The following is a 15,052-nucleotide window of genomic DNA, read 5'->3' as shown; positions in this document are numbered from 1 at the left end:
ACAGAAGCCCCGCTCCGGAAGGAAGCGGGGCATTGCTTTTATTTGATAGGCTCAGGCAACAATCGTCTCCTCATCGGACTCCTGCGTCTTCGCCTCCGCCGGCTGCGGCTTCACGCCATTGAACAGCAGATTCATGACGAGCGCGGTGAACGTCCCTGCGACGATCCCGTTGTCGGTCAGAATCCGCACCGTGTCAGGCAAGCTGTCGAAGATGCCCGGCGCAACCGTGACCCCAAGCCCCATCCCGACCGAGCACGCGATGACGAACAGATTCTCGTGACGGTTCAGGTCGACTTGGGAACCAATCATGCGCAGACCGCTGGAGATGACCATGCCGAACATCGCGACCATCGCTCCGCCCAGCACCGAATCGGGAATAAGCAGCGTAAGCGCGGCGATTTTCGGCACGAAGCCGAGTAGCATGAGCAGGCCGCCCGCGACGACGATGACGTCCCGCGTCTTGACGCGGCTCATCTGGATGAGGCCGACATTTTGCGAGAAGGTCGTGTACGGGAACGCATTGAACAAACCGCCGATGAAGATGGCCAGCCCTTCGGCCCGATAGCCGCGGGCCAGGTCCTTCGAATCGAGATCGCGGTCCACGATCTTGCTCAAAGCCATGAATACGCCAGTCGACTCGGCGATGCCGACCATCGCGACGATAATCATCGTTAATATCGCTGTCGGATTGAACTTCGGCATTCCGAAATAGAATGGCTGCACGGCATGGAACCAGCTGGCATCCAGCACAGGAGCAATATCGACCTTGCCCGTCAGGGCCGCGGCCAACGTTCCGATCAGCAGGCCGATCAAGACCGAAATCGCACGCATGAAGCCTTTCGAAAATTTATTAAGCAGCACAATAAAAATCAGAACGCCGAACCCGAGCATCAGATTGTCCGGGCTGCCGAAGTCGGGACTTCCCTGTCCGCCGCCCAGATTGCCGAAGGCGACCGGAATGAGCGTAATGCCGATAATGGTGACGACCGAACCGGTCACGACCGGCGGGAAAAAGCGAATCATCTTCCCGAACCATCCGCCGAACAGAATGACGAACAGGCCCATCGCCAATATCGACCCGTAAATATACGGTATGTCGTACTGCGAACCGATGGCGATCATCGGCATGACTGCCTGGAAGGCGCAGCCGAGGACGACCGGGAGGCCGATTCCGAAGAAGCGGTTCGTAAAGACTTGCAGCAGCGTCGCGATGCCGCACATGAGCAGATCGATCGCGACGAGATAGGTTGTCTGTTCCTGGGTGAAGCCGAGCTGACTGCTGACGATCAGCGGCACGATGACCGCGCCGGCGTACATCGCCAGCACATGCTGGAGACCGAGCGAGAATGTCTTCAGCGGGTGGCGGTGCTTTTGGAACACCTTGTTGTCCACCATGCTCATTCGGCGGCCACCTCCTGCGTCTCATCGACGAAGGTCACGGTTCCGTCCGTCAGCGACGCGACGCGGACCAGCGATTCGACGCGGTAGCCGGCAGCCAGCAAATGATCGCGGCCAGGCTGGAACGACTTCTCAATGACGATGCCGAAGCCGACGACAGCCGCCCCTGCCTGTTCGACGATGCGGGCCAGGCCGGAGGCCGCTTCGCCGTTCGCGAGGAAGTCATCGATGATAATGACGCGATCATCCGGCGAGAGGAATTTTTTGGATACGGTTACTTCATTCGTCTCTTGCTTCGTGAAGGAGTATACCTTCTCGACAAATATATCGTCGCGCAGTGTCAGCGACTTCTGCTTTCTCGCGAAGATGAGCGGCACATTGAGCTCCAGCGCCGTCATTAAGCCGGGCGCGATGCCGGATGATTCGATCGTCAGCACCTTCGTAATTCGCTCGCCGTCGTAGCGCTTCACGAATTCTTCCCCAATCTCCTTCATAAGCACCGGATCCATCTGATGGTTCAAGAAGGAATCCACCTTAAGCACGCGGTCGCTTAGCACCAATCCCTCTTGCTGCACTTTGTCCTGAAGCCGTTTCACTGATTACGTTCCCCTTTCGATAATGGCAGCCTGTCCGTCTTTTTCCGCATTCGATGCACCATGCCAATGGCAAAAAGCCCGTGCCACGCATTTCACAAGGAAATGAGAGCCACAGGCTTGGAGAACCGCTCCGAATCATGCCGGCTTGCGGCATGATCGATCACGGCAGCAGACCGATAAACGGCGCGGCGCGCCCTTCGCGGCAAGCTGTCGAATCGGGTTCCCGTAGTCCAATCATTTCCGGTGATCGGGTAGAAACATGCAGGCCGATTCCTGCACATATACGAGAATAAAGAGTCGCTGCTAATAATAGGCGTCTTCCCCTGCCAGCATCGGCACTGAAAGTCGCATTGTGTCGATCGAATATGTCGAGAAGTATACAACAAGTTCGCTGGAATGGGAAGAGAAAATTTCTGAAAATCAATGAATGACGCCCGCATGATGCGCTTGTCCGGGAGACCGAACCGAAGCTGCCCTGCATCGCCCTGTACCCCGCATCCGAGAATAGGATTGAAAATCAAGCTTGACAGCAGCGAAGTGTTGTAACTATAATGGTTACAACAGATGACTTTCATAGGCCTGATGCAAAGTGATTTTGTGAATATGTTGTACCTGAATAGGTTACAACATAAGTAGCATGATGAATCGATGACAAGAAAAGGAGTGATTTCCATGAATATCGGAATTATCGGAGCAACCGGCAAATCCGGCAGCCTGATTATGGCAGAAGCATTGGAGCGCGGACATCAAGTAACCGCGATTGTAAGAGACGCGTCGAAGCTTGCGGATTTGTCCACGCCGCGCGTATTGGAGAAAGACGTGTTGCACCTTACCGCAGACGACCTGCGTCCCTTCGACATTGTCATCAATGCATTCGGGGCGGCACCGGGCAGCGAGCATCTTCATGTCGAAGCCGGACGTGTGCTGATTGAAGCGCTGAAGGATGTGCCGAACACCAGATTGATCGTCGTGGGCGGAGCAGGCAGCCTGTTCGCCGATGAGCAAGGAACGGTCCGCGTCATGGATACGCCGGACTTCCCGGCGGAATACCTCCCGACCGCCCAAAATCAAGGACAAAATCTGGAGGATCTGCGGGCCAGCTCCATCAACTGGACGTTCATCAGCCCTTCCGCCTTCTTCGATCCGGAAGGACCGCGCACCGGCAAGTACGTGACAGGGAAAGACCAGCTTCTCATCAACGCGGCGGGACAAAGCTATGTTAGCTATGCAGACTATGCGATCGCCGTCGTGGACGAGCTCGAGCAGTCTCGTCATCTGAAGCAACGTTTCACCGTCGGCTCGGAATCGAAATAACACACCTAGACAAGGGGGGCGGCATGCCCATCTTGTTCCAGACGGTCGACAAAGTCCTGTCGTCCGTCTTTTTCTTAGGAAGGGTGGGGCCGGGAAAGCAGAAAAGGTTAGGGCAAGCAGGTCCCGCATGCAGCAGGCTGGACCGCGCGTGCAACAAGCGGGTCCCCGCATGAAATTGCTGCACAGGCGCAGCATTTTTAGCCTGAAGAGGCAAAATTCCGCGAAAATCCTGCAAACCTGCATCATTTCGCCACTTTGAACGCTATCTACGCCTTGCCGTAGGGGAATTGCTGTATTTTTGCAGCAATCCTATTTTTGCATACTCGTGTCAATGAAATTGCTGCATTCTTGCAGTATTGGTGGAGCAGATGACCGGAGGTGCGAGAGATGCTGCAGCTTTGGTGGAGCAAATGAAAAAGGCATCGGCCAACTATTTGGCGTTCAATCCATCCAGCGTGCTGAGGATGATCAATCCGTTTTTGCAGCGCAGACAATCGCTTGGTGCAGCGGATGATGATATTTGCGAGGCGGGAGAGACCGCCTGTGATGTCGACCTGCCCGTCCCTGACGAGTCGATCCGGCATCCGTGGAAGCAGTAGATCACGATCGGCAAAGCCAAGGAAGGTATTCATGTCGATGTTCAGGATCAACTGCGGCATGTGCAGCGGGGGTACCTCTTCCGCTATTTGCGATTTCATGGCATCTTCGACGAGGAGATGATGGTCTGCGATGAGGACGAGGCTGGGCGGCCCAGGTTCCATTTCCGGTTCGTGGACCAGTTGTTCGGCTTCGCGGATCAACTGTTCGACTTCTTGCTGTCCGGCGGCCTCAAGCCCTTCGTGGAACTGGGCTTCATGCCTTCCTTGCTGGCGGGCCGATCCGGGCAAGTAGGTGTTCTACCAGGCAAGCTGCGTCAGTCCGCCGCAATCGATCGACTACTGGTGCCTTCTCGTGGGACCGATTCCGGCGTCACTGCTTGAATCGTTACGGCGCGGAGGAAGTAGAGACCTAGAAGTTCGAGTTTTGGAATGAGCCGGGGCTGCAGACTTGCAACTGTCCGCATCCCTAACACCATTTCGCCTATGCGGCCGCCATCGCGCGGCATTTCTTCGCACAAGCCCCACAGGCTGCGGCGCATGCCTGGCAATGTTCATAAGCATGGTTCCGGCATTCCTCCGCGCATCGAGTGCAAATGTTCGCGCCCAGCACGCAAGCCTCTTTCATATGCTCGCTGTTCCGGGTCATGAATTGGTCCGCCAGGACGCACACGTCCGCGCAATCCCGCGTCAGCCGGATACAGGCGGTCATCGGATTCACCTCATCCTCCTGAAGGTATGCATCATAGCACTGGTTGCACTTCTTCATGCATTCGAGGCATTCCCGGATGCATGTCATCATCTGTTCGGTATTCATATGGCCAGGCCTCCTGTTCATGGCTGTCTCATTCCGTGGTGCGGCTTCGTCATCGCGCCTATGTCGTTTTACACCATGTATCCGAACATGAGACCTCCTCCTCCATCCCGCAAACCTGGCCACGCGGCAAAGGGATGGCCCTCAGGCCATCCCCTCCCCCTATTGCGTATCACTGCCGCCGCTTCGGTTACGGCGTATCCCCGAACAAGCTCATCTGCTCCCACTCCGGTCCGATAGACGGAGGTATCATATCGAGCAGACGCATCAGCTGAAGCGCATTCGGAGCGGCGTCGCCGCCGGAATTATTATTGAAAATAACGCAGCACTGCTCCGTCTCGGCCAGCATCGCCAACAGCCGCTCCTTCCATTCCAGCAGCTCCTGCTCGTTGTAGCGGTACAAATAGCGGACATCCCGCCAGTTCGCCTGTCCCTGCGATTGCCAGCCGGATGCGTTCCGGCCGTGCAGGCGAATCAGCGTTTGCCCTTTGTCAGTCGGCACCGGCACGATAGGAATCGAGCCTTCTCCGGCTTGCGGCTCGTCGCAGACGCTGTGAATCCAGCCTTCCTCGCGCATGAACGCCAACGTCCGCTCGCGCATCTCCGGGGTGAACCAGCTCTGGTGCCGGAACTCGAGTGTCACTGGCAGCGATCCCATCCATTGGCGGGTGCGCCGCAGGATGTCGACATGCCTGCGCACGCAGTGGAACCAGGGGGGGTACTGGAACAGCACGGAGTGCAGCTTCCCGGCGGCATGCAGCACCTCGACCGCCTCGCGGCAGGCTTGGAACATCGCTTGCGCATTATCATACGGAATGCGGCCCCGCGTATGGCCCGTCATCCCCTGGTACGCCTTGACGACGAAGCGGAATCCGTCCGGAGTCTGGGCGGCCCAGCTCTCCATCCGCTCCGGCGACGGGATCGCGTAGAAGGAGCTGTCCATCTCGACGACAGGGAACCGCTTGGCGTATTCCGCCAGCTTCTCCGTCCCCTTCGTTCCCGGCGGGTAAATATCATGATCCCCCCAGCCGGCCAGTCCAATCTGAATGCGTTCCGATACGGGTTGTTCGGTCATGTCCGGCATAGCTATCGACTCCACTCATTCACTGAAGTTGTTGTCCGCATCATGCAGATACCCGTATCATATCATAATCGCATTCAGGACAGCCATTGCTCCAGATGAGCCTTGACGAACGCATCATCGTTCCAATGCGGATAATCCCGCTGGATGCGGCCGATCTCCTCCGCCTGGCCCGGAGAGAGCGTCTCCTCCGGATTGAGACACCATATGCCCGGCAGCAGCCCCTGCCGGCGCAGCACCTCGTGAATTCCGGGAATGCAGCCGGCGAACTGGTGGGCCGCATCGAACAGCACCGCGTTGCAATCGGTCACTTCAATATTGCGGGTCAGCCATTCGGAGTCGATCCCGCCGGAAGCCCGCCCCGCCTTAATCGACGCCAGCATCTCGGCCGCTTTGTGCGTCCAGACGGCCCAATGGCCGAGCAGTCCGCCGGCGATGCGCTTCTCCACCGTCTCTCCGTTCACCTGGAACCGGAACACGGTCAGCAGATCATTGATAATGTTGTCGTCATTGCCGGTGTAGAGCGCAATCTCATCGCGCCGCGGCGACTCGCATACCGCACGCACGACGTCGATCGTCTGGTAGCGGTTGAAGGGCGCCATCTTGATGGCGACGACACCGGGAATGTCGGCGAACGCTCTCCAGAACGAATAGCTGAACACCCGGCCGCCCACAGACGGCTGCAAATAAAAGCCGAACACCGGCATGACCGCGGCAACCCGTCTTGTCCGCTCCAGCAGCTCCTCCTCGGAATAGCCGGACAGCCCGCCCATGCTCAGCAGGCCAGCATGATAACCAAGGCCGCTCGCCGTCTCGGCTTCTTCTACCGCCTGCTCTGTCGGCCCGCATAGTCCGGCGACCATCAGGAACGGTCTCGCGAGCCGGGCCTGCTCGACTTCCTCCGCGGCCAAGGCCAACACCTTCTCATAGAGGCGATGCTTCGGGTCGCGGATTTCGAACTGCGTAGAATGCACGCCGATAGCGATGCCGCCGGCGCCCGAAGCCGCATAATAGCGGGTCAGCGCTTGCTGATAGCGCTCATCCAGCTGCCTATGTTCGTTCAAAGCCAACGGGTGGGCCGGAATGCACAGGCCGTCGTGGAGCGCCCGCGTCAGCTCTTCTGTCCAGTTCACAGCCATGTCAGAATTTCCCCTCCCGTTCCTGGAAATGCGTCGGCTTGTTAATCGTCTTGCCGTCCTGCTTCACCCATGCCGCCGTCCAGTCGAACAGCGTCTGCAGGGCCACGGAAGGATATCCGAACCGCTGCATGGTCGATGATGCGTTGCTGAGCAGAGCCACGGAGGACTCCTCAGACGTATAGATCGGCTGCTTGCCGAGCCGTCTTCCCAGTTCTTCGGCCGCATAACGGACCGGCACCGTCTCCGGACCGGTCACGTTATAGATGGCCGGCGGCGTATCGCAAGCGAGCAGCGCCCGGATCGCAATCTCATTGGCATCCCCCTGCCAGATGCAGTTGAAATGGCCCATCGTCAGATCGACCGGTTGTCCGGATGCTACTGACTTGGCGATTTCAAGCAGGACGCCATAGCGCAAATCCATGGCATAGTTCAACCGGTAAATGCAAATCGGCGTCCCGTATTGCCTCGAAAAGTGCTCGAACATCCGTTCACGGCCGAGGCAGGATTGTCCGTATTCGCCGACTGGCGCCGGGGACTGGCTCTCGGGAGCTCCGCCCTGCTTCACCGGCGTAAGCGGATACACATTGCCGGTAGAGAAGACGACGATGCGGGATGACCTGAACTTCTGGGCGACCCGTCCCGGCAAGTACGTGTTCATCGCCCAGGTCAGATGCTCCTTCCCGGTCGTTCCGAACTTGGTGCCGGCCATAAAGATGACATTCGGCACATCAGGCAGTGCCTGCAGCGCATCGTCATCCAGCAGATCACAGGAGATCGCCTCTACCCCGCTGGCAGCCAGCTTATCCATCAGACCCGCTTCAGAGAAGCGAGATACGGCATACACCTTTTTCTCCACGCCGGCTGCACGTATCGCCTCGACCGCCAGCTTCGCCAGCGTAGGTCCCATCTTGCCTCCCGCGCCAAGCAGCATAATATCACCATCCAGACGACGTACGTCCTCGATCAGCCGCTGGGATGGAGTAGACAGCACTTGCTCCAATTGTTCTTCCGAATGAATCAACGGTTGCTCCGCTTGAATCAACACGGGTATTCCTCCTTCCGGTGAGTAGCTTCATAATCTGTGTTGCTACTTCAATCATATGGCCGGCCCGCGAAGGAAAACAAATCTTTAAATCGTCTAAAAATGGTTCCGTGACAGATTCGGACACAATGGCAACCGCGCGCCAGCGCAGGTTCCCTGACGCATAGCGGAATTACATAACATATGTTACTATAATATAGTTAGTATTAAGGCTATGGATAAATCAAGGCTGTCTCAGCCGATGCTACTCAAGTAGACAATAGGAAGGATGATTATCGCTATGAACCAACAGCACGCTGCGGCCACGGCTGCCGAGACGATGCGCGCCCGGCATTCGGTGCGCAAATATGTTGCGGGCGTACGCATCCCGGAAGCAGACATGAATGAAATACTGCGCTTGGCCGGAACGGCCCCGTCCTCATGGAATTTGCAGCATTGGCGCTTTCTGGTGATCGAGGAAGAGGAGAACAAGCGGGCCTTACTTCCGATCGCGAACAATCAGCAGCAGATCGTCGACTGCTCCGCGGTCGTCGCCATTCTGGGCGACACACAAGCGAATCGGGTCGCTGCCGATATCTACGGCGCCCAGTTGTCGGCGGGTTCGATTACGCAGCAGGTGCATGACACGCTGGTCGGCAATATTAATCGGGCTTATGCGTCATCGCCTCAAGTCGGCGTGGAGGAAGCGATCCGTAATGGTTCCCTGGCCGCCATGCAGCTTATGCTCGCAGCAACTGCTGCAGGGTACGCCACATGTCCGATCGGCGGCTTCCGCCGGGACGAACTCATCAAGACGTTCCGCATTCCGGAGCGGTATGTCCCGGTCATGCTCGTCACGATCGGGCAAGCGGCTGCGCCTGCCCATCCGCCCGGGCGCTTCCCGCTGGAACAGACCGTCATTCGGGAACGGTTCCCGGAGTAATCGTAATCACTCTAGCGCATAACGAAGCGCCGGCTCCCTGTTGAGGGACCCGGCGCTTCTGCGCATATGACAACGTGCCGGCATGCGGAACACCGGGGCGCATCATGCGTCACTCCGGTCCGCTCCACCGCATCTTCACATCCAGTTCGCAGCAATCGTTCGGATCCGTATCGGGCCGCAGCGCGATCCGAATGCCTGCCGGCGTCACTTTGACCGCGATCGGGACCGAGATCCCCGTTGAGCGAAGCAGCCGCATCACCTCCTGGTTATGGCCGCGCTGGGCAGCATCCATAACCGAGGCGGCCAGACTCCGATCCCCCTCAATGGCCGACAGCAGCTTGAGCGCTTGCCGCGACAGATGCTTCGATGTCGATGCGGAGGCGACGAACTTATCCGGCTTCACCGCTGGATAGGGATCGGGCCTGGGGATTGAAGATGTTCCGCTCGCTGCCACGCTCCCGGACGCGGATGGATCACGGGGTCCGGGCACATAAGGCGCCATGGCGGACACTCCTTACATTGACTGGAATACATCAGCCTATGCGGGAGGAGGCTGGCTGGTGCGGAACGATTTGGCCGAACGGCGCAACCGCCGCCGCCTAAGGCCATGAACAAGTCTAGAAGATACTCCATTCAAATCGTTCGGACAGCATCGCCAGCATATGTACGCCAGCCACGCTATTCCCCTTCTCATTGAGCGCCGGGCCATAGACGCCGATACCCAGCTGGCCCGGAATGAGCGCCATGATGCCCCCGGACACGCCGCTCTTCGCCGGAATCCCGGCTTCAAGCGCGAATTCGCCCGACGCGTTGTACATCCCGCATGTCGTCATGAACGAAGTCGCGATCTGAACATATTTTCTCGGAATATAACAATGTCCCGTAGCCGGATCGCAACCCCGGTTCGCCAGCACGAGCGCCATCCGCGCCAGCTGGCATGTCCGGACCTCGATGGCGCATTGCCGGAAATAGACGTCGAGCGTCGCTTCCACGTCCCCTTCCAAAATGCCGTTGTCCTTCAAATAATAAGCCAGCGAACGGTTCCGGTAAGCGGTCTCCCGTTCGCTCTCGTAGATTCGCTTGTTCCAGGTGATGCTGGGATCATCCGCGAGCATCCGGACAAATTCCAGCAACCGCTCCGACTTCTCCTCCGGTGTCCGGCCTTCGATCAATGAGGCGATCGCGATCGCTCCCGCATTGATGAACGGGTTGAACGGCTTCCCGGGATCGACCAGTTCCAGCTTCAAAATCGAATTGAAATCATCGCCTGTCGGCTCCTTGCCCACCTTCGCGAAGACCCCAGCCTCGCCGCTATCCAAGAGCGCGAGCAGCAGCGAAAACACCTTCGACACGCTCTGCATCGTGAACGGCTCCTCCGTCTCGCCCGCCTTCACTCGTTCTCCCCGTATCCCGCACAGCGAGATGCCAAGCGCATCCGGTCTTGCCTCAGCGAGACCCGGAATATAGGTAGCCACTTTGCCGGCTGCCGCCATCCGGCGGCTCTCCTCCAGCCACTGCGGCAGCTCCCGCTCCAATTCGTTCCAATGTGCTGCTATCATACCGCGTCATCCTTCCCTTGCTTCACGCAATCATGTCCATAGCGTGTCTAGGCAGGCGGCATTCCATACGCTCCCTACGCGCCCCTGGCGCCATTCGAGCCGGGGAAAGCCGCCTTCCCCCTAACACTTCTCCGTGCCCGAGCCTGACAGCTTGTCCCGGATGCGGCTCTCATACCGGTAATATGCTTCATTCGCTGCCCAGCCGCGATCTTCCGACATCTTGGCCAGCCGCACCTGGCGCTCCGTCAGACGCCGGCGGAGGCCGTCGCGGGCCTCCGCATCCGTGCAGGCCGAGAGCAACTGCTCCAGCCGGACAATCTCCTGGCGCAGCTTTTGCCGCTCCGGCAGCAGACCCGCATGATCCAACAGCAAATAACCCGCTCGCAGATGCTCCGGTACATGCGACAGATCCTGCAGCTTCAACGGCTTGCCCTTGCCCTGCAGGTCGTCAAAGACGCCTTCTTCTACCGCCGCTTCGATTTTGCGCTCGGCAATCCAGCTCAGTATGCTCATTTGGGTTCCCCCTATAGATTTCTAAATTCCTTAACCAGCTCCATGAACAGAGGCTTTTCTTATTTTACACGAATTGCCCGCCTCTTTTAAGTTGATGATAACAACGCGAAACTCATCCACGAACCGGTCTTCGAAATAATAGCCCTGCTCATCAAATTCGCAATATAAATGCGGAATGCACAACGGGTCGCCTTGGCCTTGCATAAAGATTTAGAATACTCCTCGGTCCGTTCCCATCATTTCCGCGGTCCGCATCCATTTTCACTCCATTCGTTCGAATCCATCCGGCCTGACCGAATCATGTAACAAGCCGCCATTTCTCCATGAAAAAACCGAAGCTCCCGTTGCGGGAACTCCGGTCTTGTGCATCCCCATCGTGCCTATATCCACGGCAGCAGGCGACGCGGTGCCTGTTATCTTCGCGCTGCTGCCTTGCGCACAGGTTAGTGCAGCCGCCCCGTCCAGTCGGGCTCATGGGTCAGCATGAACTGCTCTGTCGTCAAATAGAGCGGAATCGACGGCTTCTCTTTTAAATAATGCCGTTCGATCAGCTTGTCGTAATGAACTTGGCGGTTCCGGGTTCCCGGAATGACCGGCAAATCATCGTGATGGTCCAAATAATCGTCAACTGCCGCCTGTACAACGTCAAGGGACAGCGGAATATGCATGTCTTGTTCCTCAAAAATCTCATAAGTCATACGGGACATATAAAAGCGCTGATCCGAAATTCCGCCGAGGTAACGCTTCAATCGGGACAAATCAATGCTTTGGTCGGGACGGAGCAGCGTGGTCCGGGGTATTTGCTCCTGCATATCCTGCTCATACTGGAGCACCGCCCGCTTCACCTCGTCCAACGTAACATGAACCGCTTCTTGCCGGGGGGCAGAAGGCTTGCGTCGCTTGAACCACCGCATCATCGAACCCACCTTTCTCCCGTTCCTGTATCGTGTTCAGGAAACAAGTATAATGTATTCGCTTACAGTTCCATTATAACATGGAATGCCTTTGCTTTCCTCTGTTTTCGGACCTATTTACAGAGGTAATAGGTAGCAAAAGCGAAAGCGGGCATGACCGTCGCGTTGCTCGAGCGGAAGGATGATCGGACCTATGAGGCGGAACAGCAGATGAACGCCCTCTATCCAGGGCGGGCGATCACGTACGATGTCGACCTGAAGGATGCTTCCCGCGTCGAGAGCGCGATCAAGGAAGCCGCAAGTTTTCCGGATTTGGAATGAGCGCCTACAGCACATCCAAAGCGGGCCACATCGCCTTCGCCAAAATGGCGGCGCTAGAACTGGCCCGCTATCGGATTCGCGTGAATGTCATCTGCCCCGGGGCCATCGAGACCCATATCATTGAAAATACGGACCGAAGACCGTCCGTAGACCGCATCACGATCCCGGTCGAGTATCCCCAAGGCTGCCAGCCGCTTGAACATGGGCCCAGCAAGCCCGAGCAGGTCGCCGATCTGGTGGCGTTCCTCGTATCGGATGCCTCCAGCCACATTACCGGCGCCCAGAACATCATTGACGGAGCGGAGTCGCTCCTGTAGGCAGCAGGCCGCCCAGCCGCCGCGCATCCGCGAAGGCGGAAGCGCGGTGACGGGAAGCACAATGACGGGAGGCGCGATGGCGAGAGATGCAGCCATGCGGGCAAGGCTAGGCTATCCTCATCGCGGCTTCATGGCACCGTAAGCCGAGCCTGCCTCGCCCGCGCTCGCGTCACGCCGGCTTACCGCTTCGCTGCCGCGGAACGGGCTTGGCGCACCGACACCGTCGCTTCCACCATATGCTTGAGCGCGGCTACGGTCTCTGGCTCATTGCGCGTCTTAAGCCCGCAATCCGGGTTAATCCAGAACGACTCGGCCGGCAGCACCGTCAGCGCGGTCTCGATGAAGCGCTCGATCTCCCCTACGGATGGGACGCGCGGACTGTGAATATCATAGACGCCCAAGCCGATGCCGAGCTCATACCGCTCCTTCCTTAGCGTATCAACCATGTCTCCGCCGCTGCGCGCTGTCTCCAGCGAGATGACATCCGCATCCATGCGGCGAATCGTCTCCACCATATCGGAGAAATCGCAGTAGCACATATGCGTATGAATCTGCGTCTCCGGCACGGCCCCATTCGTCGCCAGCAGGAACGCGAGCACCGCCCATTCCCGGTAACGCGCCGCATCCTCGGCCTTCAGGGGCATCCCTTCCTTCACGGCCGGCTCATCGACCTGGATCATGCCGATTCCCGCCTGCTCCAGCTCCTGAATCTCCTGGCGCAGCGCGTAAGCAAGCTGATAAGCGCACTGCTCGCGCGGAACATCGTCGCGCACGAAGGACCAATTGAGAATCGTGACCGGTCCGGTCAGCATTCCCTTCACAGGCCGCTTCGTCAATGATTGGGCATACGCCGTCTCCGCTACGGTCATCGCTTCGCGGAAAGCCACATCGCCGTACAGAATCGGCGGCTTGACGCAGCGGGAGCCATATGACTGCACCCACCCGAACTTCGTAAAGACGAAGCCGTCCAGCTTCTCCCCGAAATATTCGACCATGTCCGTACGCTCGAATTCACCGTGCACGAGCACATCGATGCCGATCTCTTCCTGAATCCGCACCCAACGCTCGATTTCCTGGCGCAGGAAGGACTCATACGCCCCGGCGCTCCATTCGCCCTTACGGAAGCGGAGCCGCGCCTTGCGAATCTCCGCCGTCTGCGGAAGACTGCCGATTGTCGTCGTCGGCAACAGCGGCAGCTCCGGCCAACGGCGGCGCTGCGCTGCGCGCCGCTGCTCATACGGCGCGCGGCGGCCGCCATCGGCCTCCGCATCCCGGATCAGGCGCTCTACCGCCTCGACGACATGCGGACGCTTCCGCGCCGGCTCCTCGCGCCAGGCGAGAACGTCAGCCGCGCTCGCTTCCAGCAGTGCCGCGCTCTCCGCCGTCGGCTCGGACAGATGGGCGGCCAGCCGCACCGTCTCGGCCACCTTCTCGTCCGCGAATGCAAGCGCTCCGCGGACATACCCCGGCAGCGCTTCCTCCCGCTCCGCCGTCAGCGGCACATGCAGCAGACTGCAGGACGGCTGCACGATCCAGTGCGACCGCGGCACGATCGGCTCGATCGACTCCAGCCAGGTTGCCGCCGCAAGCAAGTCGGCCCGCCAAATATTGCGCCCGTCAATGATGCCGAAGGCGACGCGCTTCCCGGACGGAATGCCGGTCTGGCGAAGCGCCGCTTCGTTCCGCTCCTCCCCGTGGACGAAGTCGAGGCCGTAGACATCCACCGGGAGCTGCAGGAACGAATCGAGTCCCGAGACCGAATCGAAATACGTCTGCACCCAGATGGTCAAGCCCGGCGCCGCTAGGCGAAGCCGCTCGTATACGGCTTGAGCCGCCTGCCAATCGTCCGCCGTCATCGGCTTCACGAAGGCCGGCTCATCGAGCTGCACGCAGGAGACCCCTTCCGCCTCCAGTTCATGCAAGATCCGGCCGTACACATCAGCGAACTGATCAAGCACCTGCCGGCGTTCGCCTTGCGGGATGCCCTTGATGAAGCGGACATAGGTGTACGGGCCGACCAGCACCGGCTTCCCTTCGATGCCCAGCTTCTCCTTCGCTCTCCGGTACGAGGCTAGCGGCCGATTCTCGGTCAGCACCGGTGGCTTCCCTTCCCATTCCGGAACGATATAGTGGTAGTTTGTATTGAACCATTTGGTCATCTCGCAGGCGACCGCCGTCTCCGTGCCGCGCGCGAGCGCGAACATCAGATCCGCGGTAATCGGACCGCCCTCGTAGCCGAACCGTTCCGGGATCAGCCCGAACATGGCCGTCATATCGAGAACATGATCATACCAGGAGAAATCATTGACAGGAATGAAATCGATGCCTTCCTCCTTCAGCTTCGCCAGGCGAAGCAGCTCGATCCGCTCCATCTCCGCCTCCAGCTCGCTTAACGTCAGCTTGCCTGCCCAATACTGCTCCAACGCCTTCTTCCATTCCCGGTCGTATCCGATGCGCGGATACCCGGATACACTCGTCATCACTTGCCCTTTTGCCATGTCGCGTCTCCTCTCCTTATCGGAACTT

Annotated in this window: 16 protein-coding genes, 1 pseudogene and 1 riboswitch; of the genes and pseudogenes, 6 read left to right on the top strand and 11 right to left on the bottom strand. The window is 58.6% G+C overall.

The features are described 5' to 3' along the window. Positions 1-51: 51 nt before the first annotated feature. Together FLT43_RS27995 and FLT43_RS27990 are read right to left on the bottom strand one after the other, a co-directional pair. Entirely contained in the window at positions 52-1,401 is a 1,350-nt protein-coding gene (locus tag FLT43_RS27995; RefSeq protein ID WP_087441333.1) for a nucleobase:cation symporter-2 family protein, read from the bottom strand. After that, on the bottom strand, positions 1,398-1,994 hold the full coding sequence (locus FLT43_RS27990; protein ID WP_087441334.1) for a xanthine phosphoribosyltransferase: 597 nt from the start codon (positions 1,992-1,994) through the stop codon (positions 1,398-1,400). Before FLT43_RS27990 ends, FLT43_RS27995 begins: the two co-directional genes overlap by 4 nt. Positions 1,995-2,200: 206 nt before the next feature. After that, positions 2,201-2,301: riboswitch (purine riboswitch) on the bottom strand. A gap of 365 nt (positions 2,302-2,666) precedes the next feature. On the opposite strand from FLT43_RS27990, the gene FLT43_RS27985 reads away from it, so the two are divergent. The 3 genes from FLT43_RS27985 (at position 2,667) to FLT43_RS30360 (ending at position 4,288) form a co-directional block, all read left to right on the top strand. Beyond that, positions 2,667-3,308, top strand: a complete 642-nt coding sequence (locus tag FLT43_RS27985) for an NAD(P)-dependent oxidoreductase (RefSeq protein WP_087441335.1) — start codon at positions 2,667-2,669, stop codon at positions 3,306-3,308. Positions 3,309-3,718: 410 nt separating this feature from the next. Next, the gene (locus FLT43_RS30365; RefSeq protein ID WP_244194098.1) at positions 3,719-3,907 is read left to right on the top strand and encodes a hypothetical protein; all 189 of its coding nucleotides are present in this window, start codon (positions 3,719-3,721) and stop codon (positions 3,905-3,907) included. A gap of 60 nt (positions 3,908-3,967) precedes the next feature. Continuing rightward, on the top strand, positions 3,968-4,288 hold the full coding sequence (locus FLT43_RS30360; protein WP_244194099.1) for a GH39 family glycosyl hydrolase: 321 nt from the start codon (positions 3,968-3,970) through the stop codon (positions 4,286-4,288). 100 nt (positions 4,289-4,388) lie between these two features. On the opposite strand, the gene FLT43_RS27975 is transcribed toward FLT43_RS30360, so the two are convergent. From FLT43_RS27975 to FLT43_RS27960, 4 genes are all read right to left on the bottom strand, one after another. Continuing rightward, positions 4,389-4,721 (bottom strand): four-helix bundle copper-binding protein, encoded by a 333-nt coding sequence (locus tag FLT43_RS27975; RefSeq protein WP_087441336.1) that lies wholly within the window; start codon positions 4,719-4,721, stop codon positions 4,389-4,391. A gap of 187 nt (positions 4,722-4,908) precedes the next feature. Then, positions 4,909-5,802 (bottom strand): DUF72 domain-containing protein, encoded by an 894-nt coding sequence (locus FLT43_RS27970; protein WP_087441337.1) that lies wholly within the window; start codon positions 5,800-5,802, stop codon positions 4,909-4,911. A gap of 74 nt (positions 5,803-5,876) precedes the next feature. Continuing rightward, positions 5,877-6,938: a dihydrodipicolinate synthase family protein gene (locus FLT43_RS27965; protein WP_087441338.1), complete on the bottom strand. Its 1,062-nt coding sequence runs from the start codon at positions 6,936-6,938 to the stop codon at positions 5,877-5,879. Between the two features lies 1 nt (position 6,939). After that, positions 6,940-7,956, bottom strand: a complete 1,017-nt coding sequence (locus tag FLT43_RS27960) for an NAD-dependent epimerase/dehydratase family protein (protein WP_087441472.1) — start codon at positions 7,954-7,956, stop codon at positions 6,940-6,942. Between the two features lie 304 nt (positions 7,957-8,260). On the opposite strand from FLT43_RS27960, the gene FLT43_RS27955 reads away from it, so the two are divergent. Then, the gene (locus FLT43_RS27955) at positions 8,261-8,902 is read left to right on the top strand and encodes a nitroreductase family protein (RefSeq protein WP_087441339.1); all 642 of its coding nucleotides are present in this window, start codon (positions 8,261-8,263) and stop codon (positions 8,900-8,902) included. A 109-nt stretch (positions 8,903-9,011) separates the two neighbouring features. Here the strand turns inward: FLT43_RS27955 and FLT43_RS27950 are convergent, their stop codons facing one another. From FLT43_RS27950 to FLT43_RS27935, 4 genes are all read right to left on the bottom strand, one after another. Further along, positions 9,012-9,404: a YuzC family spore coat inner layer protein gene (locus tag FLT43_RS27950; RefSeq protein WP_087441340.1), complete on the bottom strand. Its 393-nt coding sequence runs from the start codon at positions 9,402-9,404 to the stop codon at positions 9,012-9,014. Positions 9,405-9,519: 115 nt separating this feature from the next. After that, positions 9,520-10,461 carry a glutaminase A gene (gene glsA / locus FLT43_RS27945; protein ID WP_087441341.1) on the bottom strand — a complete coding sequence of 314 codons (942 nt, stop codon included), beginning with the start codon at positions 10,459-10,461 and terminating at the stop codon, positions 9,520-9,522. A 120-nt stretch (positions 10,462-10,581) separates the two neighbouring features. Continuing rightward, positions 10,582-10,974, bottom strand: coding sequence for a DnaJ family domain-containing protein (locus tag FLT43_RS27940; protein ID WP_087441342.1), 393 nt, complete (start codon positions 10,972-10,974; stop codon positions 10,582-10,584). Positions 10,975-11,417: 443 nt separating this feature from the next. After that, entirely contained in the window at positions 11,418-11,891 is a 474-nt protein-coding gene (locus tag FLT43_RS27935) for a DUF3939 domain-containing protein (RefSeq protein WP_373994921.1), read from the bottom strand. 150 nt (positions 11,892-12,041) lie between these two features. Here FLT43_RS27935 and FLT43_RS30955 point away from each other — a divergent pair, with 150 nt between their 5' ends. Next, positions 12,042-12,209, top strand: a complete 168-nt coding sequence (locus tag FLT43_RS30955; protein WP_164776110.1) for a hypothetical protein — start codon at positions 12,042-12,044, stop codon at positions 12,207-12,209. Next, positions 12,179-12,526 (top strand): annotated as a pseudogene (locus FLT43_RS27930) (SDR family oxidoreductase); the annotation flags it as partial. The gene FLT43_RS30955 and the pseudogene FLT43_RS27930, both read left to right, overlap by 31 nt. A 179-nt stretch (positions 12,527-12,705) precedes the next feature. On the opposite strand, the gene metE reads toward FLT43_RS27930, so the two are convergent. Continuing rightward, positions 12,706-15,024, bottom strand: coding sequence for a 5-methyltetrahydropteroyltriglutamate--homocysteine S-methyltransferase (gene metE / locus FLT43_RS27925; RefSeq protein WP_087441344.1), 2,319 nt, complete (start codon positions 15,022-15,024; stop codon positions 12,706-12,708). Positions 15,025-15,052: the final 28 nt, after the last annotated feature.

Source organism: Paenibacillus thiaminolyticus, from assembly GCF_007066085.1.
In the GTDB taxonomy this organism is placed as follows: Bacteria; Bacillota; Bacilli; order Paenibacillales; family Paenibacillaceae; genus Paenibacillus_B; species Paenibacillus_B thiaminolyticus.
Note: the sequence above shows the minus strand (reverse complement) of the source record. Positions and strands in the feature narration are given on the sequence as shown.